Annotated in this window: 20 protein-coding genes; 8 read left to right on the top strand and 12 right to left on the bottom strand. The window is 66.6% G+C overall.

What is annotated here, in order from left to right:
• Nucleotides 1–3 precede the first annotated feature (3 nt).
• Nucleotides 4–741, bottom strand: a complete 738-nt coding sequence (locus tag AAFF19_RS04000) for a hypothetical protein (protein ID WP_182119720.1) — start codon at nt 739–741, stop codon at nt 4–6.
• A gap of 188 nt (nt 742–929) precedes the next feature.
• The gene (locus AAFF19_RS03995) at nt 930–2,519 is read right to left on the bottom strand and encodes a choline dehydrogenase (protein WP_182119719.1); all 1,590 of its coding nucleotides are present in this window, start codon (nt 2,517–2,519) and stop codon (nt 930–932) included.
• A gap of 242 nt (nt 2,520–2,761) precedes the next feature.
• On the opposite strand from AAFF19_RS03995, the gene AAFF19_RS03990 reads away from it, so the two are divergent.
• The 5 genes from AAFF19_RS03990 (at nt 2,762) to AAFF19_RS03970 (ending at nt 7,050) form a co-directional block, all read left to right on the top strand.
• Entirely contained in the window at nt 2,762–3,610 is an 849-nt protein-coding gene (locus tag AAFF19_RS03990) for a 3-hydroxybutyryl-CoA dehydrogenase (protein ID WP_182119718.1), read from the top strand.
• A 208-nt stretch (nt 3,611–3,818) separates the two neighbouring features.
• Nucleotides 3,819–4,652, top strand: coding sequence for a crotonase/enoyl-CoA hydratase family protein (locus tag AAFF19_RS03985; RefSeq protein WP_182119717.1), 834 nt, complete (start codon nt 3,819–3,821; stop codon nt 4,650–4,652).
• A 270-nt stretch (nt 4,653–4,922) separates the two neighbouring features.
• Nucleotides 4,923–5,387 (top strand): MarR family transcriptional regulator, encoded by a 465-nt coding sequence (locus AAFF19_RS03980; protein WP_182119716.1) that lies wholly within the window; start codon nt 4,923–4,925, stop codon nt 5,385–5,387.
• Nucleotides 5,388–5,459: 72 nt separating this feature from the next.
• Complete coding sequence (locus AAFF19_RS03975) at nt 5,460–5,876, top strand: organic hydroperoxide resistance protein (RefSeq protein ID WP_121423023.1); 417 nt, start codon at nt 5,460–5,462, stop codon at nt 5,874–5,876.
• Nucleotides 5,877–5,958: 82 nt separating this feature from the next.
• Nucleotides 5,959–7,050, top strand: coding sequence for a DUF2855 family protein (locus AAFF19_RS03970; protein WP_182119715.1), 1,092 nt, complete (start codon nt 5,959–5,961; stop codon nt 7,048–7,050).
• A 47-nt stretch (nt 7,051–7,097) separates the two neighbouring features.
• Here the strand turns inward: AAFF19_RS03970 and AAFF19_RS03965 are convergent, their stop codons facing one another.
• Nucleotides 7,098–8,672: a methyl-accepting chemotaxis protein gene (locus tag AAFF19_RS03965; RefSeq protein WP_008905278.1), complete on the bottom strand. Its 1,575-nt coding sequence runs from the start codon at nt 8,670–8,672 to the stop codon at nt 7,098–7,100.
• An 88-nt stretch (nt 8,673–8,760) separates the two neighbouring features.
• Between AAFF19_RS03965 and AAFF19_RS03960 the strand changes: the two genes are divergently transcribed.
• Complete coding sequence (locus AAFF19_RS03960) at nt 8,761–9,801, top strand: serine/threonine protein kinase (protein WP_342721348.1); 1,041 nt, start codon at nt 8,761–8,763, stop codon at nt 9,799–9,801.
• A gap of 101 nt (nt 9,802–9,902) precedes the next feature.
• Nucleotides 9,903–10,211 carry a hypothetical protein gene (locus tag AAFF19_RS03955; protein WP_034694436.1) on the top strand — a complete coding sequence of 103 codons (309 nt, stop codon included), beginning with the start codon at nt 9,903–9,905 and terminating at the stop codon, nt 10,209–10,211.
• 151 nt (nt 10,212–10,362) lie between these two features.
• Here the strand turns inward: AAFF19_RS03955 and htpG are convergent, their stop codons facing one another.
• From htpG to AAFF19_RS03915, 8 genes are all read right to left on the bottom strand, one after another.
• Complete coding sequence (htpG, locus tag AAFF19_RS03950; protein WP_342721347.1) at nt 10,363–12,336, bottom strand: molecular chaperone HtpG; 1,974 nt, start codon at nt 12,334–12,336, stop codon at nt 10,363–10,365.
• 157 nt (nt 12,337–12,493) lie between these two features.
• A complete protein-coding gene (locus AAFF19_RS03945) occupies nt 12,494–13,429 on the bottom strand; it encodes an exopolyphosphatase (RefSeq protein ID WP_008905274.1) in 936 nt (311 codons plus the stop codon).
• 129 nt (nt 13,430–13,558) lie between these two features.
• Nucleotides 13,559–14,827 carry an alpha/beta hydrolase gene (locus AAFF19_RS03940; RefSeq protein ID WP_182119712.1) on the bottom strand — a complete coding sequence of 423 codons (1,269 nt, stop codon included), beginning with the start codon at nt 14,825–14,827 and terminating at the stop codon, nt 13,559–13,561.
• Nucleotides 14,828–14,870: 43 nt separating this feature from the next.
• Complete coding sequence (locus AAFF19_RS03935) at nt 14,871–15,974, bottom strand: pseudouridine synthase (protein WP_246330915.1); 1,104 nt, start codon at nt 15,972–15,974, stop codon at nt 14,871–14,873.
• 336 nt (nt 15,975–16,310) lie between these two features.
• Nucleotides 16,311–18,644, bottom strand: a complete 2,334-nt coding sequence (locus tag AAFF19_RS03930; protein ID WP_182119711.1) for an EAL domain-containing protein — start codon at nt 18,642–18,644, stop codon at nt 16,311–16,313.
• Nucleotides 18,644–19,303: a methylamine utilization protein gene (locus tag AAFF19_RS03925; protein WP_008905270.1), complete on the bottom strand. Its 660-nt coding sequence runs from the start codon at nt 19,301–19,303 to the stop codon at nt 18,644–18,646. Before AAFF19_RS03925 ends, AAFF19_RS03930 begins: the two co-directional genes overlap by 1 nt.
• The gene (locus AAFF19_RS03920) at nt 19,300–20,205 is read right to left on the bottom strand and encodes a DUF4394 domain-containing protein (protein ID WP_034694433.1); all 906 of its coding nucleotides are present in this window, start codon (nt 20,203–20,205) and stop codon (nt 19,300–19,302) included. Before AAFF19_RS03920 ends, AAFF19_RS03925 begins: the two co-directional genes overlap by 4 nt.
• 115 nt (nt 20,206–20,320) lie before the next feature.
• Entirely contained in the window at nt 20,321–20,455 is a 135-nt protein-coding gene (locus AAFF19_RS03915) for a hypothetical protein (RefSeq protein ID WP_342721346.1), read from the bottom strand.
• Between the two features lie 130 nt (nt 20,456–20,585).
• Here AAFF19_RS03915 and AAFF19_RS03910 point away from each other — a divergent pair, with 130 nt between their 5' ends.
• Nucleotides 20,586–22,274 carry a methyl-accepting chemotaxis protein gene (locus AAFF19_RS03910; RefSeq protein WP_008905268.1) on the top strand — a complete coding sequence of 563 codons (1,689 nt, stop codon included), beginning with the start codon at nt 20,586–20,588 and terminating at the stop codon, nt 22,272–22,274.
• 77 nt (nt 22,275–22,351) lie between these two features.
• Here AAFF19_RS03910 and AAFF19_RS03905 read toward each other — a convergent pair whose 3' ends face one another.
• A complete protein-coding gene (locus AAFF19_RS03905; RefSeq protein ID WP_008905267.1) occupies nt 22,352–23,065 on the bottom strand; it encodes a Crp/Fnr family transcriptional regulator in 714 nt (237 codons plus the stop codon).
• Nucleotides 23,066–23,177 lie beyond the last annotated feature (112 nt).

The raw sequence follows: 23,177 nt of genomic DNA, 5'->3' as shown, positions 1-23,177 counted from the left end.
CTCTCAGTGCGCCAGACCTGGCACCACCGGCAGGGCCAGGCTGCGCATCAGCTTGGTCCATTCGGGCTGCGTGAGGTGCGGCTGCACCTGTACCAGCACTGCGGCGAGCACAGGGGCGGGCGCATGTTGCTGCATGTCCGACAGCATGGCCGTGCGCTCGGCCGGTGACATGTAGGGCACCATCCAGCGGGCCACCACCATCATTTCGTGCGGGGGGATCGAGGCCACCAGCGCGTCGTGCACGCCCGCCAGTTCAGCGTCGGTGTAGCACTGCCACAGCACGCGGTTGTGCGCAGTCTCTTCCTCGTGCATGTGCTCGAAGTTGTGCGCCACAAACAGCGCCAGCTGGCGGTACAGGGCCAGGGTGGCGGCGGGGCGTGCGGGCTTGGCACAGGCCATCAGGTGGTTCACCCCGTCGGCCAGGGCCGTAATGGCCTGTTCGTGCTCCACATGTTCACCGGCAATGCTCTGGCTGGAGCCGGGCAGGCGCGCCTCCATGGCGGCGTGCACAAACTGGTTCTCGTGGTGCAGGTGGGCGCGGCACAGGTCCAGCAGCTGCATCACGCGGTCGCAGGTGTGGGCAAACTCCAGGTCGTCGTCCACATCCATGCGGCCCAGGCCCAGCAGCGTGTCGGCCATGAAGGCGCGCAGCGCCTTGTGGATGCTGGCGTACATGTCCATGCGGGGGGCTGCGGGCTGGGCTTGGGTCAGTGCGGCAATTTCGCGGGCATCAATCTTCATCACGTTCTTTCATGGCCCCGGTGGGCTCTTTCAGCGCCTTTTTTCTGGCGCCGGGCCGGGTGCACCATGCACCCGTTTCCATGCCAAGAAGTCTAGAAATTCGCCGCGCTTTTGCCTGTTAAAAACTCCTTAAGCAGACCCTTTGAAAACCTTAAAAATCGCGCTCCGGGCGCCAAACGTGAAATTGTTCACGGCGCGGCGCGCAGCAGGTCCACCGCTTTTTCCGCAATCATCACCGTGGGCGCATTGGTGTTGCCGCTCACGATGCGCGGCATGATGGACGCGTCCACCACACGCAGGCCCGAAAGGCCATGCACACGCAGTTCGGCATCCACCACATCCAGCGGCCCAGGCCCCATGCGGCAGGTACCCACGGGGTGGTAGATGGTGTCGGCGTACTGGCGGATGAACTGCTCAATCTCCGCATCGGTGCGCGCACTGGCCGATGCTGCCAGCTCCTTGGCACCGAACTTTGCGAGCGCCGGTTGCGCCAGGATCTCGCGCGTGCGCTTGAAGCCGCGCACCATGCGCTGCATGTCATCGGCGTCGCCAAAAAAGTTGGGGTCCACCAACGGCAATTTCATGGGGTCACGGCCTGCCAACGAGACGGCGCCGCGGCTCCTGGGCTGCAGCAGGCACACATGGGCCGAGTAGCCGTGGCCGAACACCGTCTTGCGGCCGTGATCCACCAGCTTGCCGATCACAAAGTGCAGCTGCAGGTCGGGCGCGGGCTCGGACGGGTCGCTCTTGATGAAGCCGCCCGCTTCGGCAAAGTTGGTGGTCAGCATGCCTGTGCGGTGCTTGCGCCACTCCAGGATGCCGCTCAGCGTCTTCGCCATGCCCGACAGCGACAGGCCGAAGAGGTCCTTCAGATCGGGGGCGTCCAGCACCTGCACCACATCGGGGTGGTCGTGCAGGTGCTGGCCTACGCCGGGCAGATCGTGCAGCACGGGGATGCCGTGCTGCTGCAAGTGCGCCGCCGCCCCCACGCCCGACAGCATCAGCAACTGGGGCGATATCAACGCGCCCGCGCTCAGCAGCACCTCGCGACTGGCCTTCAGGTGGTGCAGCGAGCCGCCCTGGCGGTATTCCACGCCCACGGCACGTTTGCCTTCGAACACGATGCGGGTGGCGTGCGCCCCGGTGACGACCTGCAGATTGGGCCGCGCCAGGTGCGGCGTGAGGTAGCCCTTGGCCGCGCTGTGCCGCTCGCCATTCTTGTGGGTGACCTGGTACAGGCCCACGCCTTCCTGCGTGGCGCCGTTGAAGTCGGTGTTGTGCGGGTGGCCGGCCTGCACACCCGCGTCGGTGAAGTATTGGCTGAACCGGTGGGGGGCGCGCAAGTCGGCCACATTGAACGGCCCGCCTTGACCGTGCCAGGCGTCGGAGCCGCGCTCGTTGTTTTCCGCGCGCAGAAAGTAGGGTTTCACGTCCTCCCAGCCCCAGCCGGGGTTGCCCTGGGCTGCCCAGTGGTCGTAGTCGGCATGCTGCCCCCGGATGTAGACCATGGCGTTGATGGAGCTGGAGCCGCCCAGCACCTTGCCCCGTGGCTGAAACCCCCGGCGGTTGTTCAGTCCGGCCTGCGGCGTGGTGTTCAGGCCCCAGCCGTTGAGCTCGAACTTGGCCATCACCGCCAGCCCGGCGGGGCAGTGGATGAGCACACTCTTGTCTGCCGGCCCTGCCTCCAGCAGGCAGACGCGCACTGCGGGGTCTTCGGTCAGGCGGCCCGCCAGCACAGAACCCGCTGAACCGCCGCCAATGACGATGTAATCGAACATGCTGTCTTGTCTCCTCCGCCATGCTGTGTGGCGGGTTGGTTATGTGGTGTGAAGCGCTGCTCACACAACCCGGCAAGGCGGTTCTGGCCAGGCGCCGCGCCGCAGGCAGTACGGGTAGCACTGCAGGCACGGCACGACGCCAGGAGAGTTGTGAGAGCGGCGCCGGGCCACGATAACCGAACGGTCGTGCGATTCGCCTTACCATTCCGCCCATCCGTTTCACTTTGAAGAGAGCTCTCTATATGACGATTCAGACCGTAGGCATCATCGGCGCAGGCACCATGGGCAACGGCATTGCACAGGCCTGTGCGGTGTCGGGCATCAACGTGGTGATGGTGGATATCTCGGATGCTGCAGTGCAAAAAGGCCTGGCCACCGTGGCCGGCAGCCTGGACCGCCTGATCAAGAAAGAAAAGATCACCGAGGCCGACAAGGCCGCCGCGCTGGGCCGCATCAAGACCTCCACCAGCTACGACGACCTCAAAGCCGCGCAATTGGTGATCGAGGCCGCCACCGAAAACTACGAGCTCAAGCTCAAGATCCTGAAGCAGGTGGACGCCATCGTGGCGCCCGAGGTGCTGATCGCATCGAACACCTCGTCCATCTCCATCACCAAGCTGGCCGCCGCCACCGGCCGCGCCGACAAGTTCATCGGCATGCACTTCTTCAACCCCGTGCCCATGATGGCGCTGGTGGAGATCATCCGTGGCCTGCAGACCAGCGATGCCACGCACGACGCCGTGAAGGCCCTGGCCGAGGCGCTGGGCAAGAGCCCCATCACCGTGAAGAACGCGCCCGGCTTTGTGGTCAACCGGATCCTGGTGCCCATGATCAACGAGGCCTTCTTCGTGCTGGCCGAAGGCCTGGCCACGCCCGAGGACATCGACGCCGGCATGAAACTGGGCTGCAACCAGCCCATCGGCCCGCTGGCACTGGCGGACATGATCGGCCTGGATGTGTGCCTGGCGGTGATGGACGTGTACCTGACCGAGTTTGGCGACAGCAAGTACCGTCCCTGCCCGCTGCTCAAGGAAATGGTGGCTGCGGGCCGCCTGGGCCGCAAGACTGGGCAGGGCGTGTATACCTACTAACCCCCTGAGTCGCTTCGCGCCTTCCCCCTAGCAGGGGGACGCCCCCAGCGCGGCGGGGCGGCCCTTGCGCGGGGGCACTGGTAAGGCGCCGCGCCGGTTTTTGAAGCCGCGGCCGCATGGGAGCGCTGCGCACATGCGTTGTCCCCCAGGGGACGGCGCAGTCGGCGCGCCGGGTTTTCAATCGTGGAAACGAAAAGGAGACCCGGCCATGTCAGAAGCCAACACCACCACACCATCCAGCACCATGCCCCCGCCCGAGGGCTGCATAGACACCCTGGTGCTCGGCCACGTACTGCTGATAGGCATCAACCGCCCGGCCAAGCGCAACGGCTGGACACCCCCCATGTTCCGCCAGCTGGCCGAGGCTTACACCCGCCTCGACGATGACCCCGAGTTGCGCGTCGGTGTGCTGCATGCCATGGGTGACCACTTCACGGCCGGACTGGACCTGCCCGCTGTGAGCGCCTACATGCAGCGCGGCGAGAAAGCCATCCCTGAAGGCCTGGTTGAGCCGCACGACTACGGCCTGCCCGGCTACCGGCGCCGCACCAAGCCCATGGTGGTGGCGGTCAAGGGCATCTGCTTCACGGTGGGCATCGAGCTGATGCTGGGCGCGGACATCGTGGTGGCGGCCGACAACTGCCGCTTCTCGCAGATGGAGGTGCAGCGCGGCATCATGGCCACGGGCGGCGCCACGCTGCGCATGGCCGAGCGCGCCGGCACGGGCAATGCGCTGCTGCACCTGCTGACGGCCGACGAGTTTGGCAGCGCCGAGGCGTACCGGCTGAACTTTGTGCAGAAAGTGGTGCCGGCTGGCCAGGAACTGGACGAGGCATTGGCGATTGCCCAGCGCATTGCCGCACAGGCGCCGCGCGCGGTGGTGGCCACGCGCCTGAATGTGCTCAAGGCCATCGAGCAAGGCCAGGCGGCTGCGGTGGCGGACTTCATCCCGGTGCAGAAGCAACTGGCCAACAGCGAGGATGCGGCCGAAGGCGTGCGCGCATTTGTCGAGCGCCGGCCCGCGCAGTTCAGCGGGCGCTGAGGGCCTGGTGGTTCGTCGTCGCCCGAACTACTACATGCCAAATTTAAAGCCCAATCGGCCGCTAGCGCATATGAATCATGCACCAGCAGCTCTGCTATTGATAGCAATTTCCCGAGAGTGAAGGGGCACAGCGCCCCCGCCTGCGCCAGCGGGACGCGCGAATAGCACCGATGGCGCGGCGCCGCTCCCCCACCGACACAAACCCATCCATTAACAAAGTTTTTCACAATTCAATTGCGCGCAATTGAATTCACGCTCACAATTCACCCCATGCCCAGCCACAGCACCCCCTCCACCCCCAGCCCCGCCATCCTGCGGCTGGACAACCAGGTCTGCTTTGCGCTGTATTCCGCCTCGCTGGCGATGACCAAGCTCTACAAGCCCCTGCTCGACCACATCGGCCTGACCTACCCGCAGTACCTCGTGATGCTGGTGTTGTGGGAACAGGACGGCGTGACCGTGTCCGAGCTGGGCGAGCGCCTGTTTCTCGACTCCGGCACGCTCACGCCGCTGCTCAAACGCCTGGAGGCGCAGGGCCACATTGCCCGGCTACGCGATGTGCAGGACGAGCGCCGCGTGCGCATCACCCTCACGTCGCAAGGCCGCGCGCTGCGCAACCAGGCCGAAGCCATTCCACCGTGCGTGCTGCAAAGCAGCCAGTGCTCGATTGCCGAGCTGACGGCCCTGACCACCGAACTCAAGCAACTGCGAGACCGGCTTAGCGAGCAACGCTGACGGCCTTCAGACAACGCAAGAACCGATTCCCTCCACCGCCCGCCAGTGGGCAACAACCGCAAGGAAGACACCATGACCAAGCTCGAAAAAGTCCTGTACACCGCCAAGTCGCACGTGACCGGTGGCCGCGATGGCGCCGCCAAGACCGATGACGGCCGCCTGGAAGTCAAGCTGTCCTCGCCCGGCACGGCCGGCACCGGCACCAACCCCGAGCAGCTGTTTGCCTCCGGCTACGCCGCCTGCTTCATCGGCGCGATGAAGGCTGTGGGCGGCAAGATCGGCATTCCCGTGCCGCAAGACGTGTCCATCGACGCGGAAGTGGACCTGGGCCCCATCCCGAACGCCTACGGCATCGCTGCCCGCCTGGCCATCAGCCTGCCCGGCCTGGACAAGGAGACCGCCCAGAAGCTGGTGGACGCGGCCCACCAGGTCTGCCCCTACTCCAACGCCACGCGCGGCAACATCGACGTGACCATCACGCTGGTGTAAGTAACACGGCAGGGCGCCAGTCCTGTCACCAAAGCGGCCCGCTGGTGTTGAGCCAGCGGGCCGTTTCGTTTAGCGTGGCGGCATGAGCACCACCACCCTTCTCGTGCGCCAGGACCAGCTGGCCACCACCCGCCTGTTGACCACCGACGACACCCCGCTGGCCGAGGGCCAGGTCCGCGTGCGGGTCGAGTCCTTCGCCCTCACAGCCAACAACATCACCTATGCCGCGCTGGGCGACATGCTGAACTACTGGCAGTTCTTCCCCACCGGCGAGGCCGGCTGGGGCATCGTGCCCGTGTGGGGCTTCGGCACTGTGGTGCAGTCGCTGCACCCGGCCGTGGCCGTGGGTGAGCGCCTGTATGGCTACTGGCCGATGGCCAGCCAGGCCGTGCTGTCGCCAGCGCGTGTGAGTCCGACGGGCTTCAGCGACGGCGCCGCCCACCGCGCGGGCCTGCATGCGGTCTACAACCACTATCTGCGCACCAGCACCGACGGGCTGTACCGCGCTGACAACGAGGATGTGCAGGCCCTGCTGCGGCCGCTGTTCATCACCTCGTGGCTCATTGACGACTTTCTGGCCGACCAGCAGTTCTTTGGTGCAAAACGCATGCTGCTGTCCAGCGCGTCGAGCAAGACGGCCTACGGCACCGCGTTCCAGCTCGCACAGCGCGAGGGCATCGAGGTCATCGGCCTCACCTCGCCCGGCAACGTGGCGTTTTGCGAAAGCCTGGGCTGCTACCACCGCGTGGTCACCTACGACGCACTGGACACCATCGACGGCGCCACGCCCAGCGTCTATATCGACTTCGCGGGCAGCGTGGGCCTGCGCCAGCGCATACACGCCCATGTCACCGGCCTGGCCTATAGCTGCTCGGTGGGGGCGAGCCATGTGGGCGATCTGGGCGGCGCGGGCCAACTGCCCGGCCCGCGCCCGGTGATGTTCTTTGCGCCCGCCCAGGTCAAGAAGCGCCATGCCGACTGGGGCGCCCAGGGCCTGAACGACCGCCTGGTGGCAGCGAGGAAGCAGTTCAGCGCCGCCGTGTCGTCAGGGCCGCAGCCCTGGCTGGTGGTGCAGCACCATGCAGGCCCCCAGGCCACGCAGGCGTTGTTTGCCAGCGTGCTGGCGGGCAGCGGCCACCCACGTGCAGGGCATATCGCCAGCATGCGGCCCTGATCACCGGGCGCCGGTGCACCGGTGCGCCGCAGTTCCGAGGGGCGGGTTTAGCCGGCCGTCAACCGCGCCTGCGAGGCAGGCCCGGCATGGGCCAGCTTGAAGCGCCCCACCAGGCGTTCCAGCACCGCCGCCTGCTCGCTCATGGCACCGGCCGCTGCGGCGCTTTGCTCCACCAGGGCCGCGTTCTGCTGGGTCATCTGCTCCAGTTCGCCCACGGCGGAGTTCACCAGTTGCATGTCGCCGCTTTGTTCAGCGGTGCTGGCGGTGATCTCCTCGATGATGCCGCTGACGCGCTGGACCGATTGCACGATCTCCTGCATGGTCTGCCCCGCGCGGTCCACCAGGGCCGTACCGGCTTCCACGTTTTCGACCGAGGCGGAAATCAGCGCCTTGACCTCGCGCGCGGCCTCTGCCGAGCGCCCGGCCAGCGAGCGCACCTCGCTGGCCACCACCGCAAAACCACGCCCCTGCTCACCGGCGCGGGCCGCTTCCACGGCGGCGTTCAGCGCCAGGATGTTGGTCTGGAACGCAATGCCGTCAATGACGGCAATGATGTCCACGATTTTCTTGGATGAGCTGTCGATGCGGTGCATGGTGTGCACCACCTCGCTGACCGACTGGCCGCCGCTTTGCGACAACGTGAAGGCCGAAGCCGCCAGCGCATTGGCCTCGCGGGCCGAAGCGGCCGACTGCCCCACCGCGCCGCTGAGGTGGTCCAGCGTAGACGATGCGCGCTGCAGATGGGCGGCGGTGGCCTCCGTGCGGCTGGAAAGGTCGTGGTTGCCATGGGCAATCTCGACGCTGGCCGTACCGATGCTGCCCGCAGAGCGCTGCACCTGTCCCACCAGTTCCGCCAGGGATTGCGACATCTGCGCCAGCGCGCGCAGCACCTCGCCCATTTCATCCTGGCGGTCGGTGCCGATGCGCACCGTCAGGTCGCCCGCGCCAATGGAACGCGCCACCTGAACAATGTCGGCCAGGGGTTCGGTCACACCGCGCTGCACCAGCCTTGTGCCGATACACACTGCCAAAATGATGATGGCCATGATGCCCGCCACGCCCCACACGGTTTTGAGCCGCTCGGTACCCGCCTTGTCGCGCAACTCGGTGGCGCCGCGTTCGGTCAGGCGCACCATGTCCTGCTGCGCGCTCTGAAACGCCTTGAGCTTGCCCTGGGTGTCGCCCCGGATGTGTGCCTGCAGCGCGGCCGCATCGCCCCCGGCCTTGAGCTGTTGCGCCGCGTCCAGCGATGCCTTCAGCGCCTGCGCCTGCTGCGTGGCGGCGACCAGCGCAGCGCGCTCCGTCGGCGTGGTGAGCAGCGTGCCCAGCGCCGATTGCACCTGCGCCAGCTCCTGCTGGTCCTGCTCCTGCCCGCCCTGCAGCAGGGCGGCCGAAGCCTCATCGGCCGCCAGCGCCGCGCCCAGGGTGCGCAAGGCCTGCGCCTCGGCCAAGCCGCGCCAGCGCGACGCCAGCTCCAGCTTGCTCTGCTGGTCGGACTGCTCTTTGACCGTGATCGCCTGCGACTGCACCGTGCGCACCGCCGAGCCCACTGACATGAGTACCAGCCCCATGCTCACGGCAATGGCCGGCAGCCATATCTTGGTTTTGATGCTCAACGCCATGCGCGCCCCTTGTATTGAAACTGAACTTGTAACCAGCTGTTAAAAGTATGGCACGGCTGGAGCGCAACGGACCGGCGAGAATGAGTGAATGCACTCTATTCCCGACGCCTCGCCACTGCACCCCTTCTCCAAGCTCACCCCCGACGTGGTGCTGGACGCGCTGGCCAGCGTGGGCCTGTACGGCGACGGCCGCCTCATGGCCCTGTCATCCTACGAAAACCGGGTGTACCAGGTCACACTGGAAGACGGTGAGCGCGTGGTGGCCAAGTTCTACCGCCCCGGCCGTTGGAGTGACGCGCAGATCCTCGAAGAGCACGCCTTTGCCGCCGAACTGATGGCCGCCGAAGTGCCCGCCGTGGGCCCGCTGGTGCTGAGCGGCGCCACCCTGCACCAGCACGATGGCTTTGCGTTTTCCGTCAGCCCCTGGCGCGGCGGGCGCCAGCCCGAGCTCGACGACTTCGAGGTGCTCGAATGGATCGGCCGCTTTCTGGCCCGCATTCACACCGTGGGCGCGGCCCAGCCGTTTGACCACCGGCCCACGCTGGACCTGGCCTCCTTTGGCACGGCATCGCGCGACTGGCTGCTGATGAACGAGATCATACCGCTCGACATGCAGGCGACCTGGAAGGCGCAATGCGACAAAGCTCTTGAAATGATAGCTGCCAGTGCTTATCCATCAAGCATTACAGGCCAATTTGGCTTGAAAGATGCAGCCCTGATCCGCCTGCACGGCGACTGCCACCCCGGCAACATTCTCTGGACCCCGCTGGATGAATGGGGCCGCGGCGGCCCGCATTTTGTGGACCTGGACGACGCGCGCATGGGCCCGGCCGTGCAGGATCTGTGGATGCTGCTCTCGGGAGATCGGCGCCAGCGCACCCACCAGCTCGGCGCCTTGATCGACGGGTACGAGCAGTTCCGCAACTTTGACCGCCGCGAGCTGGCGCTCATCGAGCCGCTGCGCACGCTGCGCCTGATCCACTACAGCGCCTGGCTCGCGCGCCGCTGGCAAGACCCGATCTTCCCCGCCAACTTCCCGTGGTTTGGCAGCAGCGACTACTGGCGAGGGCAGGTGGACATGCTGATCGAGCAGATCGAGGCGATGGCGGAGGAGCCCCTTATGGCCTGAGGCGGCGTGAGCGCGCCCCGCCCTGGCCACAGCGGCTTGGGCTTGCTGCGCGCCTGGGCTATGCTGCAGGTTCGTTCATTCCCCAGCGAGTTGGCCTGCCCATGAAGGATCTGCTTCGAAACCTGTTTTCCATCCGCCAGCAGCGCAAACCTGCGCCGGTAGGCCCGCTCCCGCAGGTCGGCAGCACCATCATCCGCGGCGAAGTCAAAATGTCCGTCGATCAGCCCATCTCCCGCGAGCTGTGGGACTGGCTGGTTCTTTCGGGCTGGCGCAATCTGCCAGTCAAGAACGACCGGCGCAAGGGGCTGCGCATCCCGCAAGGGGCGCTGCGGGAGCTGATCGCCGCCAACCCGCAGGAGCGCAACCGCGCGCACTCCCGCATCCTGGAGCAGGCCGAGCCCGAGGAGTGACGCCGCACCGCTGCGGCGGGCCCCACATCAACATGCAAAAACCCCGGTCTGCCACAGCAGCCGGGGTTTTCTATTTTGATAGCTGCCAGCGCTTACTGGGTAAGCGCTGGAGGCCAATTTAGCCCCAAATATATCCCTTGGAGCCGATGGATCAGGCCAACAGGGCGTTCACGCGCTTGACGTAGGCCGCCGGGTCTTCCGGCAAGCCGCCTTCGGCCAGCAGCGCCTGGTCGAACAGGATGTGGGCCAGATCGTGGAAGTGCACGCTGCCGTCGAGCTTCTTGACCAGCGCGTGCTCGGCATTCACTTCCAGCACGGGTTTGGTCTCGGGCGCCTGCTGGCCAGCCTGCTTGAGCATGCGCGCCAGCTGGGTGCTCATGCCGTCGTCCTGCACCACCAGGCAGGCGGGTGAATCGACGAGGCGGGTGGTCACGCGCACGTCTTCGGCCTTGTCCTTGAGGGCTTCTTTCAGCTTGGCGAGCACGGGCTTGAACGCCTCGGCAGCCTCTTCAGCAGCCTTCTTCTCGGCCTCGTCCTGCAGCTTGCCCAGGTCCACGGCGCCCTTGGCCACGCTTTGCAGCGGGGTGCCGTCAAACTCGTGCAGGTAGTTCAGCGCCCACTCGTCCACGCGGTCGGTCATCAGCAGGACCTCGATGCCCTTCTTCTTGAAGACTTCGAGCTGTGGACTGTTCTTGGCAGCAGCCAGGGTGTCGGCAGTGATGTAGTAAATCGCCTCCTGGCCTTCCTTCATGCGCGCCTTGTAGTCGGCAAAGCCCACCGTCACAGCGTCGCTGGTGGTGGAGGCAAAGCGCAGCAGCTTGGCCAGGCGCTCGCGGTTGCCAAAGTCTTCGCCCAGGCCTTCCTTCAGCACAGCGCCAAACTCGCTGTAGAACGCGGTGTACTTGCCTTCCTTGGCCTTGTCGTCGGCATCGACCACATCGGTCACGCCATCGGCATTGGCCGCGGTGTCATGCTTGTCGTGCTTGGCCAGGTCTTCCAGCATGGAGAGCACGCGCTTGGTGCTGCCTTCGCGGATGGCGCGCACGTCGCGGCTTTCCTGCAGCAGCTCGCGGCTCACGTTCAGCGGCAGGTCGGCCGAGTCGATCACGCCCTTCACAAAGCGCAGGTAGGTGGGCATCAGCGCCTCGGCGTCGTCCATGATGAACACACGCTTCACGTACAGCTTCACGCCTGCCTTCTTGTCGCGGTTCCACAAATCGAACGGCGCCTTGGCGGGGATGTACAAGAGCTGCGTGTACTCGGTGTTGCCCTCGACGCGGTTGTGCGCCCAGGTGAGCGGGGCCTCGTGGTCGTGGCTGATGGTCTTGTAGAACTCAGCGTACTGTTCTTCGGTGATGTCCTTCTTGGGGCGCGTCCACAGGGCGCTGGCCTTGTTGATGGTTTCCCACTCGCCGGTCTTGACCATGCCGCCGGGCTGGCGGCCACCGTTTTCGTCGCTGGGGTTGATGAGCTCGCCATCTTTCCACTCTTCCTTTTCCATCAGGATGGGCAGGCTGATGTGGTCGGAATACTTGGCGATGACCTGCTTGAGCTTCCAGGCGTTGAGATACTCCTCAGCCTCTTCGCGCAGGTGCAGGATGATGCTGGTGCCGCGTGCGGCGCGGGTGATGGTTTCCACCTCGAAATCCCCCGTACCGCCGCTGATCCAGCGCACGCCTTCTTCGGCCGCAAGGCCTGCACGGCGCGATTCCACGGTGATCTTGTCGGCCACGATGAAGCCCGAATAAAAGCCCACGCCAAACTGGCCGATGAGCTGGGCGTCCGCCTTCTGGTCGCCTGAGAGTCGGCCCATGAAGTCCTTGGTGCCGCTCTTGGCAATGGTGCCCAGGTGGTCAATCGCCTCTTGCTGGCTCATGCCGATGCCGTTGTCGGTGATGGTGAGCGTCTTGGCTGCCTTGTCGAAGGTCACGCGCACTTCGAGGTTGGGGGCGTCTTCGTACAGGGCGGGCTTGTCCAGCGCCTCAAAACGAAGCTTGTCGCAGGCGTCCGACGCGTTGGAGATCAGCTCGCGCAGGAAGATTTCCTGGTTGGAATACAGCGAATGGGTGACCAGGTGCAGCAGCTGGGCCACTTCGGCCTGGAACGACAGGGTTTGCTTGCTCATGGAGGGTTTCTCTCTGTGGATTCGGTCGATACGGAAGAACAGGGCCCGGCACAAAAAATCACGCCTGCCGGGCCAGCAGGCGTGATGTAGGGGCATGCGCCCGGTTTTCAAGGGCCCGCGTGGGCGGCTGCCCGCCACCCAGCCGGGGGCGCCGGGATCAGCCGTCGTTGGTGATGCGCTCGATCAGCGTCTTGAGCATGGCGTCGGCCTTGTCGTTGGCCACCTGGCAGGTGCCCGCCGCAGCGTGGCCGCCGCCGCCAAACTCCAGCATCAGGTTGCCCACATGGGTGTTGCTGCTGCGGTCAAGGATGGACTTGCCGGTGGCAAACACGGTGTTCTGCTTCTGCAGGCCCCACATCACATGGATGGAGATGTTGCACTGGGGGAACAGCGCATAGATCATGAACCGGTTGGTGGCCCAGATGGTTTCCTCGTCGCGCAGGTCCAGCACCACCAGGTTGCCGATGCGGATGGCGCAGCTTTGCAGCTGGGCCTGGGCCTTGGGGGCGTGCTCGCGGTAGAGCTGCACGCGCTCCTGCACATCCGGCAGGGCCAGGATCTCGTCAATCGTGTGGTCACGGCAGTACTGGATCAGGTCCATCATCAGCGCGTAGTTGCTGATGCGGAACTCCCGAAACCGCCCCAGGCCCGTGCGCGAGTCCATGAGGTAGTTCAGCAGCACCCAGCCCTGGGGGTTCAAGATGTCGTCGCGCGAATACTGGGCCGAGTCGGCCTGGTCCACGGCGGCCATCATTTCCTCGGTAATGCGGGGAAACGCGGCCTTGCCGCCGTAATAGTTGTAGACCACGCGTGCGGCCGAGGGAGCGTGCGCCTCGATGATGTGGTTCTCGTCGCGCCGGCCCGAGTTGCGGATGGTTTCGGACTCGTGGTGGTCGAACACCATGTGCGCGCCGGGCACATAGGGCAGGTTGGTGGTGATATCGCGGCTGGTAATGGCGACCTTGCCATCCTGCATGTCTTTCGGATGCACGAAGGTGATCTCGTCGATGAGTTCCAACTCATTGAGCAGCACGGCACAGACCAGGCCGTCAAAATCGCTGCGGGTTACCAGGCGGTATTTCTTGTCGCTCACTCATTGCTCCTTGTTATTCAGTTCGTGGTGCGATGGTAGCGTCAGCCCCACGCTGGGCAACACCGCTCGCAGGCCAAAACAGACCATCGACACCGCTTGCGCACCCGGGAAGGCGCCACCAGGTTCGCCTCATGCTGGCTCCAGCCAGTGCTGCAGCTGCTGCGCCACATCGGCGTCGCCCAGCAGCGCCAGGTGGCCCATGCGGTGGTACACGGCCTGCCGGGCCTTGCCAAAACCCAGGGTACGCCGGGCATCATCGTGGATGCCCAGCGCGCTGCGCAAGGGCACCAACCCGTCCCCCACCAGCCGCTCCGCCGACGGGCTGCGCCGCGGCGCCAGGGTGGCCGCGATGGCAAAACACGCCACGCCTTCGGGCAGCGGCACCGGCGTGCGACGGTCGGGATGGCGCAGGAAGCGGTCACGCCCCTGCCAGTCAGACTCCAGCACGTGGCCGTAGCGCAGGTCGGTGATGCCCGCACTGCGCAGCTGCGCCAGCCGTGCAAAGGGGCGGGAATACGGTGTGCTGCCCAGCAGGGTATCGACCCAGTGGCCCGCTTTCTCCAGCGGCGCGCCGTGGTGGGGAGTGCCCAGAAATATGAGGTGGCGCAGCAGCGCCAGCCAGCCCTGCCCGCCCGCCTGTTGCGCCTGCTGGCAGGCGCTGCGGGCCACCAGCCCCCCCATGCTGTGGGCCAGCAAGGCCAACTCGGTCACGGGCACAGGCCAGGCGGTGATCAGCGATTCCAGCTGCGCCGCCAGCTGCGCGCCGTTTTCCGAGGTGTGCAGGCCCGTGTTGTAGCGCAGGTAGACCGGGGTGTAGCCCAGCGCCTGCGCAAGGTACGCGCCATGGTCATGGCCCTGGTGCCGCCACTGCAGATCGTTCATGCACAGGCCATGAACCAGCACCAGCAGCTTGCCGGTGGCAGCGCCGCTGGCAGCCAGGTTGGCAAGGTCCAGGGGCTGGCCATCCCGATAGAACCCCATGCGCGTGCACAGCGGGTTGTTGTCATGTTGCAGGCGGTCACCCATCACGCCATTGAGGGCGGCCAGTACGGCTTCGCGCTCCCAGTGCACCGATGAAGGGGGCTCATCAGGGCCAAAAAACGGCTCCAGCCGCGCCAGGCCGGCCTGCAGGCTCGCATCGACCAGGCGGGTCACACCCCGGATGCTCTGGTACACCAGCCCCGTGAGCCCGCGAGCCTGCCCCGGCTGCGCCCCCCCGGGAAGCCCCAGCGTTCCCAGCACCGACTGGTGCACGCCCTCGGCCACGTGGCTGATGCTGGTGGTGGCCTGCGTTGCCAGCCGTGCCACACCGCGCAGATCGGAGGCGCGCAGCTGGCGCAGCGGATTGGATCGGGGGACTGGTGCCAAAGCGGCGCGCGGCCGAGAGGGATTGGGCATGCGGACGGCTCCGTTCGGGAATGCGGTGTGAGGCCAGCGGTCTTCAGAACCGCTCGTTGGGCGACAGGTAGCGCCACTGCCCCACGGGCAGGTTGCCCAGGGTCACGCGGCCGATGCGGATGCGCTTGAGGCCCACCACCTTGAGGCCCACAAGCTCGCACATGCGGCGGATCTGGCGTTTTTTGCCTTCCGTGAGCACAAAACGCAGCTGCTCGGGGTTTTGCCAATCGACCCTGGCGGGCTTGAGCGGCTCGCCGTCCAGGCTCAGGCCATGGCGCAGGCGCTCCAGCAACTCTCGGGGAAACACCGCCTGCACGTTGGTGCTGACCGGGTCACGCTCGTCGATTTCCTGCAGCGGCGCGGAGCGCTCGCCGGGGTGGCGTGGCACCGCCTGGCCCGGTGCCGGGTAGACCACGCGCACGAGGTACTCCTTTTCCATCTCGGAGTCCTCGCCAATGATCTGCCGGGCCACGCGGCCGTCCTGCGTCAGCACCAAGAGGCCCACCGAGTCGATATCGAGCCGTCCGCAAGGTGCCAGGCCCCGCAGCTGCGGCGGCGAGAAGCGGTTGCGACTGGGGTCGTCGCGCCAGTGGGTGCGGGGATTGATCAGCGCAACGGCGGGCGTGTGGCCGTCCTCGGCCTGGCCGCTCACATAGCCAATGGGTTTGTTCAGCAGGATGGTGACGCGCTGCTCCTGGAAACCCTGGGCAATCTTGTCCACATCGATGCGGTCGGCCGCCGTAACCTGCTGGCCCATGGTGGCCAACACACCGTTGACCTTGACCCAGCCCTGCTCCACCCAGTCGTCGGCCTCGCGGCGCGAACACAGGCCCAGCTCGGCCATGCGCTTGTTCAGGCGCGAGGTGGGCAGGCCGCCCACGGTGCTGGTGGCAGACGCAGGCACCTGGCGCACGGGCGCCACAAACGCGCCCGATGCCACACGGTAACCCGACGGCGCGGGCGCGCGGTCGGGCCGTGGGGCCCGGGGCGGCGGCGCAGGCCGCGTGGGCGGGGCGGGTTTGGCCGCCAGGGTCGGGCGGCGCAGCACGGGCCGACCGGCCGCAGGCGCAGAAGACGATGGGCCGCCAACGTCGGAGGCTGGGGCGGCGGCGGGGCCCGCAGGCGGGCGAGAGGAGGAGGAAGACATTGCGTGTATTTTCGCCTGTGGACTGCTTAGAACCTGTTCAAAGTCTTTTTGGAGTTGCACAAGTACCTTGCCGGGATGGGATGCAAGGCGCGGTGAGCCGCCAATAGCCCGGCTATTGGCAAGCGCCGCAACGCCGCAGACCGCCCGGCAAGGCACTTGCCCGAAGGGTTGGAGTGAAATCGGGCGATTGAACGCCCCGGCTGCTTGCATGGGCACGAGCCCATGCGGCGCACCCGAGGCATCCACTCATCCCGATTGCACTCCAATGCAATCACCAAAAAGATTTTGAACAGGTTCTTAGCCCCCAAAAACGGCGATGCAACGGGCTGCTGCAAGCTACCTTGGGCGCGCCTGCCAGGCCAGAAAATCGTCCACCGGCAGGGGCCGCGCGATGTGATAACCCTGCGCCTCATCGCAGGCCAGGATGCGCAGCCGCTCCAGGATGGCGGCGGTCTCCACACCCTCGGCCACCACGGTGAGCCCCAGGTTATGCGCCAGGTCGATGGTCGAGCGCACGATCATCGCGTCGTCCTCGCCCGTTTCCATGCCCATCACAAACGACTTGTCGATCTTGAGCTCATCCACCGGCAGGCGCTTGAGGTAGGCCAGCGATGAATACCCGGTGCCGAAATCGTCGATGGACAGCTTGAACCCCTGCTCCGACAGGCGGTTGAGCATGGCCTCGGCACGCTGCGGGTCGTCCATGATCGCGCTCTCGGTGATCTCCAGGCAAAACGCACTGGCCGCTACCCCGTGGCGCAGCAGAATGTCGGCCAGCCGGTGGCTCAACTCAGGGTCGAGCAGGTCGCGGGTGGAGAGGTTGACCGACACCCTGAGCGGCAGGCCCTGGGTGCGCGGGTCGGCCAGCAGGCGCGCCACTTCTTCAAACATCCACAGCGTGAGGTGGCGCACAAACCCGGTCTGCTCCGCAAACGGGATGAACTGCATGGGCGGCACCAGGCCGCGCTGCGGGTGCTGCCAGCGCACCAGCGCCTCGGCCGCCAGGCCCGGCTGCCCGTGCAATCCCACCTTGGGCTGCAGGTACAGGCGCAGCTCATGGTGTTCCACCGCGTGGCGCAGCTCACTCAGCAGCGACAGCGTCTGCGTGCTCGTCGAGTCGAAAGCCGCGTCGTACTGCAGTGCACCACTGAGCTTGCGCTTGGCGGCATACATGGCGATCTCTGACCGGCTGAGCAGGGTGTCGGCGTCGTCCGCATCCCCCGGCCAGCAGGCAAAGCCGATCCCGGCGCTCAGGTCCACCGTCTGGTCTTCGAACGCCAGGGGGTCCTCGAACGACTGGTTGATCCGCAGCGCAACATCGTGGGCAGCCGCGGCATCGGCGCGGTGCAAAAGAATCGCGAACTCGTTGCCGCCCAAGCGGGCCACCATGTCATCGGGCGAGCGCACCTGCTGGCTCAGGCGCTCGGCCACGGCCTGCAGCAGACGGTCGCCAAAGGCGTACCCCAGCACGTCGTTGACATGCTTGAACCGGTCCAGATCGAGGGTGAGCACGGCCAGCGGCTGCACGGGGCTGGCAGGGCTCGCGATGGCCTGCACCACGGCGTCGCGAAAACGTTCGCGGTTGGGCAAGCCGGTCAGCCGGTCCCAGTAGGCCAGTCGGCGGATCTCGGTTTGCTGCGCACCGATGTCCACACGCATGAGGTCGAACGAACGCGCCAGGTTGCCAATCTCATCGGTGCGGCGCGTGTGGTCCAGCGGAACATCGTATTCGCCGCGCGACAGCCGTTGCGTGGCGGCCAGCAGCGAGCGCAGCGGCGTGGTGAGCCTTTGCGCCACCAGCCCCGTGCCCACGGCAAACAGCAGCACACCCGCCACAGTGATGATGGCAAGCAGCACCTGCAGCTGGCGGTAGGGTGCAATGACCTCTTCCACCGAACGCAGCAGCAGCGCCTGCACATCGCCCCCCACGCTGTCCAGGCGGATGGCGCGGGCCAGCAAGGTGCCGTCCGGCGTCTGCAGCTCGCCCGAGGGCACACCCTCCCGCTGCAGCTGCGCCAGCGGCCCGGGCGGCAGCGTGCTCACTGGCACCTTTGTGGCGCCGCCGGCATCCGTCACCACCAGCGCCACGTGCACTGACAGCAGCTGCCGCACTTCGTCGGCCAGCGGCTGGTTGACCGGAAAGCCCATCAGCACCCAGCCGATGACCACCGGCGCGCGCAGCGGCACCATGACAAACTGGTAGGGCACACCATCGACCACCGCGATCTGGCTGCCCTGGGGCTGCACGGCCAGCGGCGGCACCACGTCGCGCAGGGCGTCCGCAAATGCGTTCATGGAGCCAGTCAGGCTGACCGCCCGCACTTCCATGCCGGTACCGAGCAAGGCAGCCACGGTGGCCCCGATGCGGCTGCCGTGGTTCTCCAGCACCGACTGGATGGTGTCCTCATCGCCCGAGTTCACGGCCGAGCGAAAACCGTAGTCGGCAGCCAGCAGGGCCGAGCCCTGGCGCAGCTTCTCGGCGTTCTGCTCGAGCAGGCGACGCCACACGTTTTCATCCAGATCGAGGGCCTGCGCGATCTGGGCCCGTGCATTGCGGTCGATGGTGGCCCGCACCACCGCAAAGCCCGCCGCCTGGACCAGGAGCAGCAGCAACAGCGAGAGCCCGACCAGCCGCAGGATCAGGCTGTGCCGCAGCAGGCGCCACTGCATCAAGGCTGCAACCCTGCCAGGCGCACCGTGGCCACCGCGCCTCCTGCGGGGGGCACGGTCAGTGTCTGCTCCTGCGCAGGGGCGCCCACCGGCAGGCGCGCGTGCCAGGTGCGCAGGGTGTAGGCGCCAGGCGGCACATTGTCGATCTGCGCCCGGCCTGGCGCTGCCGGTGTGCGGGCGAAATGCGGAGTGTCCACCACCACGATCCAGCCCACCATCTGGTCATGGATGTTGCACCCCAGCACAGCCACCCCGGGCTGATCGAACCGCACCGGGTTGGAGGGCATCCCCGTGTAGAGCTTGAGCTCGAATTTCTTGGCAGGCGAAAACGAATAGACGTGGTGGCGCACGGTGTCGTGGTTGGGGAACCGCACCTCGGTCCCCAGGGGCACCACCAGCACACCGGGTACGAACTGCCGCTTTTCCTGTGCCATCTCGGCGCCCGCCAGGGGCCTGACCGCCTTGCGGGCCTCGGGCGATTCCAGAAACACCACCGCATCGGCCAGTGGCTGGCCTGCCGCGTCCAGCACCTCCACCTGCACGGTTGCGGCGTGCGCGCCCAGCCCCAGCCCCAGCGCACAGAAGGCGCCCAGCACGCCCCGGCCAGCGGCCCTGCCCCCGGCGCGCAGCGCAGCGCGGCGGCTCCCGGTGGTGGTCATGGCTCGATGGCCATGCCCAGCAGCGCGGCGCCCTCGCCCACGGTCCCCAGCGGCCGGGTGGTGCCGGTGCGCAAGTCCACCAGGTGCAGGCGCGTCTGGCGGTCCGCCGCTGTGCGCACGGCAATCAGGGCCGTGTTGTCAACGTCAGAGATGTCAAACGCCACGTCGGTCAGCGGCGGCAGCCCCAGTGACCCCACGGTGCGCAACTGGCCCGTGTTGGGCGACACGACCGGCGTGGTGCCCTCGCGCGATCCCTGCATTACCAGCACACCGAGCGCGCGATCGATGGCGTAGTTGGTGGTGAGCTTGCTGTCCTGCGTGTTGTAGGTGTAGGCCGCCCCGACGATATCCGGCGTGCGGCCGGCATTGGCATCGCTCCAGGCGTATCGCAAGGACGGGTCAGGCTGCACGCCCTCCAGGGCAGCGTCGCCGTCCACTGCGGCGCCGGTATCCGGGTGCAGCCGCAGGTTCTGGCCGGTGTTGGACACCACGCGGATCCGGTCTGCTGCCGGGTTGAAGTCGAAGCCGAACGAAGTGCCTTTCAACGCCACAATCGCCGGCGCCGCTCCCACAGGGCGCAGGGCACCGGTAGGTATATCGAGCGTGTAGAGCCTGCCCGCCTGCGACAGCGCATACAGCACGCCGCGCGCCACCCGGAAGTCGATGCCCACCAGCCGCTCCCCCGCGGGCAGCCCGGTGACCGGGCGCCGCTCCAGAATCTGGGCGGGCTGTGCGGCGTTGAAGGTGATGAGCTCGTGCGAGTCCGTCACCGCGACCACCAGTTCACGTTGGCTGGTCTCGGGTGCAGGCGCCGTGGCGCAGCCCGTCAACGCCACACCCGCCACAAGTGCCAGCCACGCGGCGGCAGTGCGGCGCACTGAAAGAAGGGAATGCAGTTTCATCGGGGAGGCCTCACATCTGTAACGGGTTTATACCTGATGGGTCGCTTTTCGGGGGAGCATCTCTCCATGCCCCACGCGTCAAAATGCTATTTTATTAATAGCTATTAGTTGTTTATCAATAAGCGATTGAAACGTTTTTCACGTCGACCGCAACAACCGGTACGGGCGCGCGCACAATCGCCAGCACGTCCGGCGAAGTTGTAACAGACACCCCATGCGCAATGGGCATGCCGCTATCCACAAGCGTCATGACACATTTTGTAATTCCTCCCTACACTGCCGCCAATGGCAGCCTGTGAGACTCATCTGCCGTCGGGGAGAACTGGCACCGTCATTGCATGGGGCATGGCACCGTCAAAACGCTTCATACAAGGAACACCATGCAGGCCGCAACGTCATTGAAATCGCTGTCGATATCCACGCGGCTCGGGCTGGGGTTCGGGTGCATGCTGGTGCTGGTGGTAGCGGTGGCCGCCGTTGGCCAGTTCTCGGTGGGCAAGGTGCACGAGCAGATGCGGCTGATCACCGGCCTGGGCGCCCAGAAGTCGGTGCTGGTCAACGGCATGCTTGAAAGCGTGGGCGCGATGGGCATCCAGAGCCGGTCGGCAGCCATGCTCAACGACATTGACCCCAAGCAGGCGCGCGAGCAGATCGAAGGCGTGGCCGGGACGCTCAGGGAATATGCGCGTCAGGAGGCGGCACTGGCCGAACTGCTGGCGACTGGCGGCGGCTCGGCCGCGGAAATGCGGCTGTTGCAAGAGGTGCAGGCACTGGGTGCCAGGACACGGCCGGAACTGGAGAACGCCATCAAGTCCGCCGATGAAGGCGACACCGTGAGTGCCACGCTGGCGCTGATGACGCGCGTGGCCCCTGCTGAAACCGCCTGGCGCGGCAAGCTGCGCGAGCTGGTGGACCTGCAGGGCAGACTGAACGCCGAAGCCACCGCTTCGGCTGAGCGCACTCAAGTCCAGGCCCGCACCGTGGCCGGGCTGCTGGTGCTGCTGGCGATCGGGCTGGGGGCGCTGATCGCCTGGCGCATCACGCGCAGCATCACTGCGCCCATAGGCCGGGCTGTCGTGGTGGCCGAGCGCATTGCCCGCGGCGACCTCACCTCGCAGGTGGAAGTACGCATCCAGGACGAAACCGGCCGCCTGCTCGGCGCCATCGACGCCATGCAGGACCGCCTGCGCTCGCTGGTGGGCGAGATCGGGCAGACGGCGGATTCGATCCTCGTGGCCAGCTCCGAGGTGGCCTCGGGCAACCTGGACCTGAGCCAGCGCACCGAACAGACCTCGCACAACCTGCAAAGCGCCGCCAATTCGCTGGTGGACCTGACCGGCACGGTGGCCCAGAGCGCCGACGCCGCCCGCCAGGCCAACCAGCTGGCATCCACCGCCTCGGATGCGGCCACGCGCGGCGGCGAGGTGGTGTCACAGGTGGTGCGCACCATGGACACCATCAGCGCCAGCTCGCGCAAGATCGCCGACATCATCAGCGTGATCGACTCCATTGCCTTCCAGACCAACATCCTCGCGCTGAACGCCGCCGTGGAAGCCGCCCGCGCGGGTGAACAGGGGCGCGGATTTGCGGTGGTGGCAAGCGAGGTGCGCAGCCTGGCGGGCCGCTCGGCCAACGCGGCGCGCGAGATCAAGGCCCTGATCGGTGCCAGTGTGGACCAGGTGCAGGAAGGCAGCACCCTGGTCCACCATGCGGGCACCACCATGGATGAGCTGGTGCAGTCGGTGCGCCGGGTGTCGGACATCATGGGCGAGATCACGGCTGCCACGCAGGAACAGAGCCAGCGCATCGGCCAGGTGAGCGGGGCAGTGGGCGAGCTGGAGGAAATGACCCAGCAGAACGCCGCACTGGTGGAGGAAGGCGCCGCCGCCGCCGACAGCCTCAAGGACCAGGCCGGGCGCCTGACGCAGATGGTGGGCACCTTTCGCCTCACGCGCGACGGGGGCGATGAAAAGAGCTGGGGCGCGGCCCAATCCGCCACACCGCCGCTGGCCGTGCCCGCGCCAGCACCCACAGCCGCCCCGCGCGCTCCCGCATTGCCGCGCAGCTGAACCCACCCCGGTCGTCACATCACGGCGCGCACCGCAACGAGGGCGCAGTCCCCCGGGGGAAGCCGCGCAGCGGTTACTCAGGGAGGGGAGACACTCGAGCGCAGCGCCGCCAGGTCGAGCACCCGCAGGCCACCGTATTCGACACGGATGGCGCCCTGCGCTTCCAGCGCCGCCAGCGCCTCGTTCACCCGCTGGCGCGACAGGCCCACCAGATACGCCAGCTCCTGCTGCGTGATGCGCAGCACCTCGCCCACGCCGGGGTAGAGCACCGGGTTGAACAGCGACGCCAGGCTGCGCGCCACACGCACGTCGGGGTTGTTCAGCCGGTCGATCTCGCGCGCGGCAATGAACTGGCCCAGGCGCTCGTTGAGCTGGTTCATCACAAAACGGTTGAAGCCGATGGAGTGGTCCAGCAGCCAGTGAAAGCTGTCAATGGGCAAACCCGCCACCACGCTTTTGCGCAGCGCCTGGATGTTGTAGCGGTAGGGCTCGCGTTTGATGGTGGTGCCCTCGCCAAACCAGCCGCCGGGCGGCAGGCCGGCATACGTCATGGTCTGGCCCTGGGCGTCATCGCTGCTCATCTTGAGCAGGCCTTCGACCACGCCAAACCAGTAGGTCACCGGGCGGCCCACGCGGCATACATAGTCGCCCGCGTTGGCGTCGCCAACCAGCAACGATGCGACGGCGCGTTCGCGCTCGGCGGGCAGCAGCAGGCCCAGCCAGGGAATGCCCTCCAGCTCCTGCGGCGTGGGCGAGCGGCGCCGCTGGTGCAACGACAGGTCCTGGTTCATGCGAGAGTCCATGGCACAGCGTGGTCAGAGTGAAAACAACAAGGAAAAAGGGAACGGCAACGCGCCGGAAGGTGCGGGAATACCACGACCCTGATTGTCGTCAGAACGACAA

It is taken from the genome of Acidovorax sp. FHTAMBA (genome assembly GCF_038958875.1).
Classification (GTDB): domain Bacteria; phylum Pseudomonadota; class Gammaproteobacteria; order Burkholderiales; family Burkholderiaceae_C; genus Acidovorax.
This window is presented reverse-complemented; position numbering and strand designations above follow the sequence as displayed.

What these genes read in the sequence shown, in the direction of transcription:
- AAFF19_RS04000 (WP_182119720.1), bottom strand. Translation starts at nt 741, where the DNA reads ATGAAGATTGATGCCCGCGAAATTGCCGCACTGACCCAAGCCCAGCCC.
- AAFF19_RS03995 (WP_182119719.1), bottom strand. Translation starts at nt 2,519, where the DNA reads ATGTTCGATTACATCGTCATTGGCGGCGGTTCAGCGGGTTCTGTGCTG.
- AAFF19_RS03990 (WP_182119718.1), top strand. Translation starts at nt 2,762, where the DNA reads ATGACGATTCAGACCGTAGGCATCATCGGCGCAGGCACCATGGGCAAC.
- AAFF19_RS03985 (WP_182119717.1), top strand. Translation starts at nt 3,819, where the DNA reads ATGTCAGAAGCCAACACCACCACACCATCCAGCACCATGCCCCCGCCC.
- AAFF19_RS03980 (WP_182119716.1), top strand. Translation starts at nt 4,923, where the DNA reads ATGCCCAGCCACAGCACCCCCTCCACCCCCAGCCCCGCCATCCTGCGG.
- AAFF19_RS03975 (WP_121423023.1), top strand. Translation starts at nt 5,460, where the DNA reads ATGACCAAGCTCGAAAAAGTCCTGTACACCGCCAAGTCGCACGTGACC.
- AAFF19_RS03970 (WP_182119715.1), top strand. Translation starts at nt 5,959, where the DNA reads ATGAGCACCACCACCCTTCTCGTGCGCCAGGACCAGCTGGCCACCACC.
- AAFF19_RS03965 (WP_008905278.1), bottom strand. Translation starts at nt 8,672, where the DNA reads ATGGCGTTGAGCATCAAAACCAAGATATGGCTGCCGGCCATTGCCGTG.
- AAFF19_RS03960 (WP_342721348.1), top strand. Translation starts at nt 8,761, where the DNA reads ATGCACTCTATTCCCGACGCCTCGCCACTGCACCCCTTCTCCAAGCTC.
- AAFF19_RS03955 (WP_034694436.1), top strand. Translation starts at nt 9,903, where the DNA reads ATGAAGGATCTGCTTCGAAACCTGTTTTCCATCCGCCAGCAGCGCAAA.
- htpG (WP_342721347.1), bottom strand. Translation starts at nt 12,336, where the DNA reads ATGAGCAAGCAAACCCTGTCGTTCCAGGCCGAAGTGGCCCAGCTGCTG.
- AAFF19_RS03940 (WP_182119712.1), bottom strand. Translation starts at nt 14,827, where the DNA reads ATGCCCAATCCCTCTCGGCCGCGCGCCGCTTTGGCACCAGTCCCCCGA.
- AAFF19_RS03935 (WP_246330915.1), bottom strand. Translation starts at nt 15,974, where the DNA reads ATGTCTTCCTCCTCCTCTCGCCCGCCTGCGGGCCCCGCCGCCGCCCCA.
- AAFF19_RS03930 (WP_182119711.1), bottom strand. Translation starts at nt 18,644, where the DNA reads ATGCAGTGGCGCCTGCTGCGGCACAGCCTGATCCTGCGGCTGGTCGGG.
- AAFF19_RS03925 (WP_008905270.1), bottom strand. Translation starts at nt 19,303, where the DNA reads ATGACCACCACCGGGAGCCGCCGCGCTGCGCTGCGCGCCGGGGGCAGG.
- AAFF19_RS03920 (WP_034694433.1), bottom strand. Translation starts at nt 20,205, where the DNA reads ATGAAACTGCATTCCCTTCTTTCAGTGCGCCGCACTGCCGCCGCGTGG.
- AAFF19_RS03915 (WP_342721346.1), bottom strand. Translation starts at nt 20,455, where the DNA reads ATGACGCTTGTGGATAGCGGCATGCCCATTGCGCATGGGGTGTCTGTT.
- AAFF19_RS03910 (WP_008905268.1), top strand. Translation starts at nt 20,586, where the DNA reads ATGCAGGCCGCAACGTCATTGAAATCGCTGTCGATATCCACGCGGCTC.
- AAFF19_RS03905 (WP_008905267.1), bottom strand. Translation starts at nt 23,065, where the DNA reads ATGAACCAGGACCTGTCGTTGCACCAGCGGCGCCGCTCGCCCACGCCG.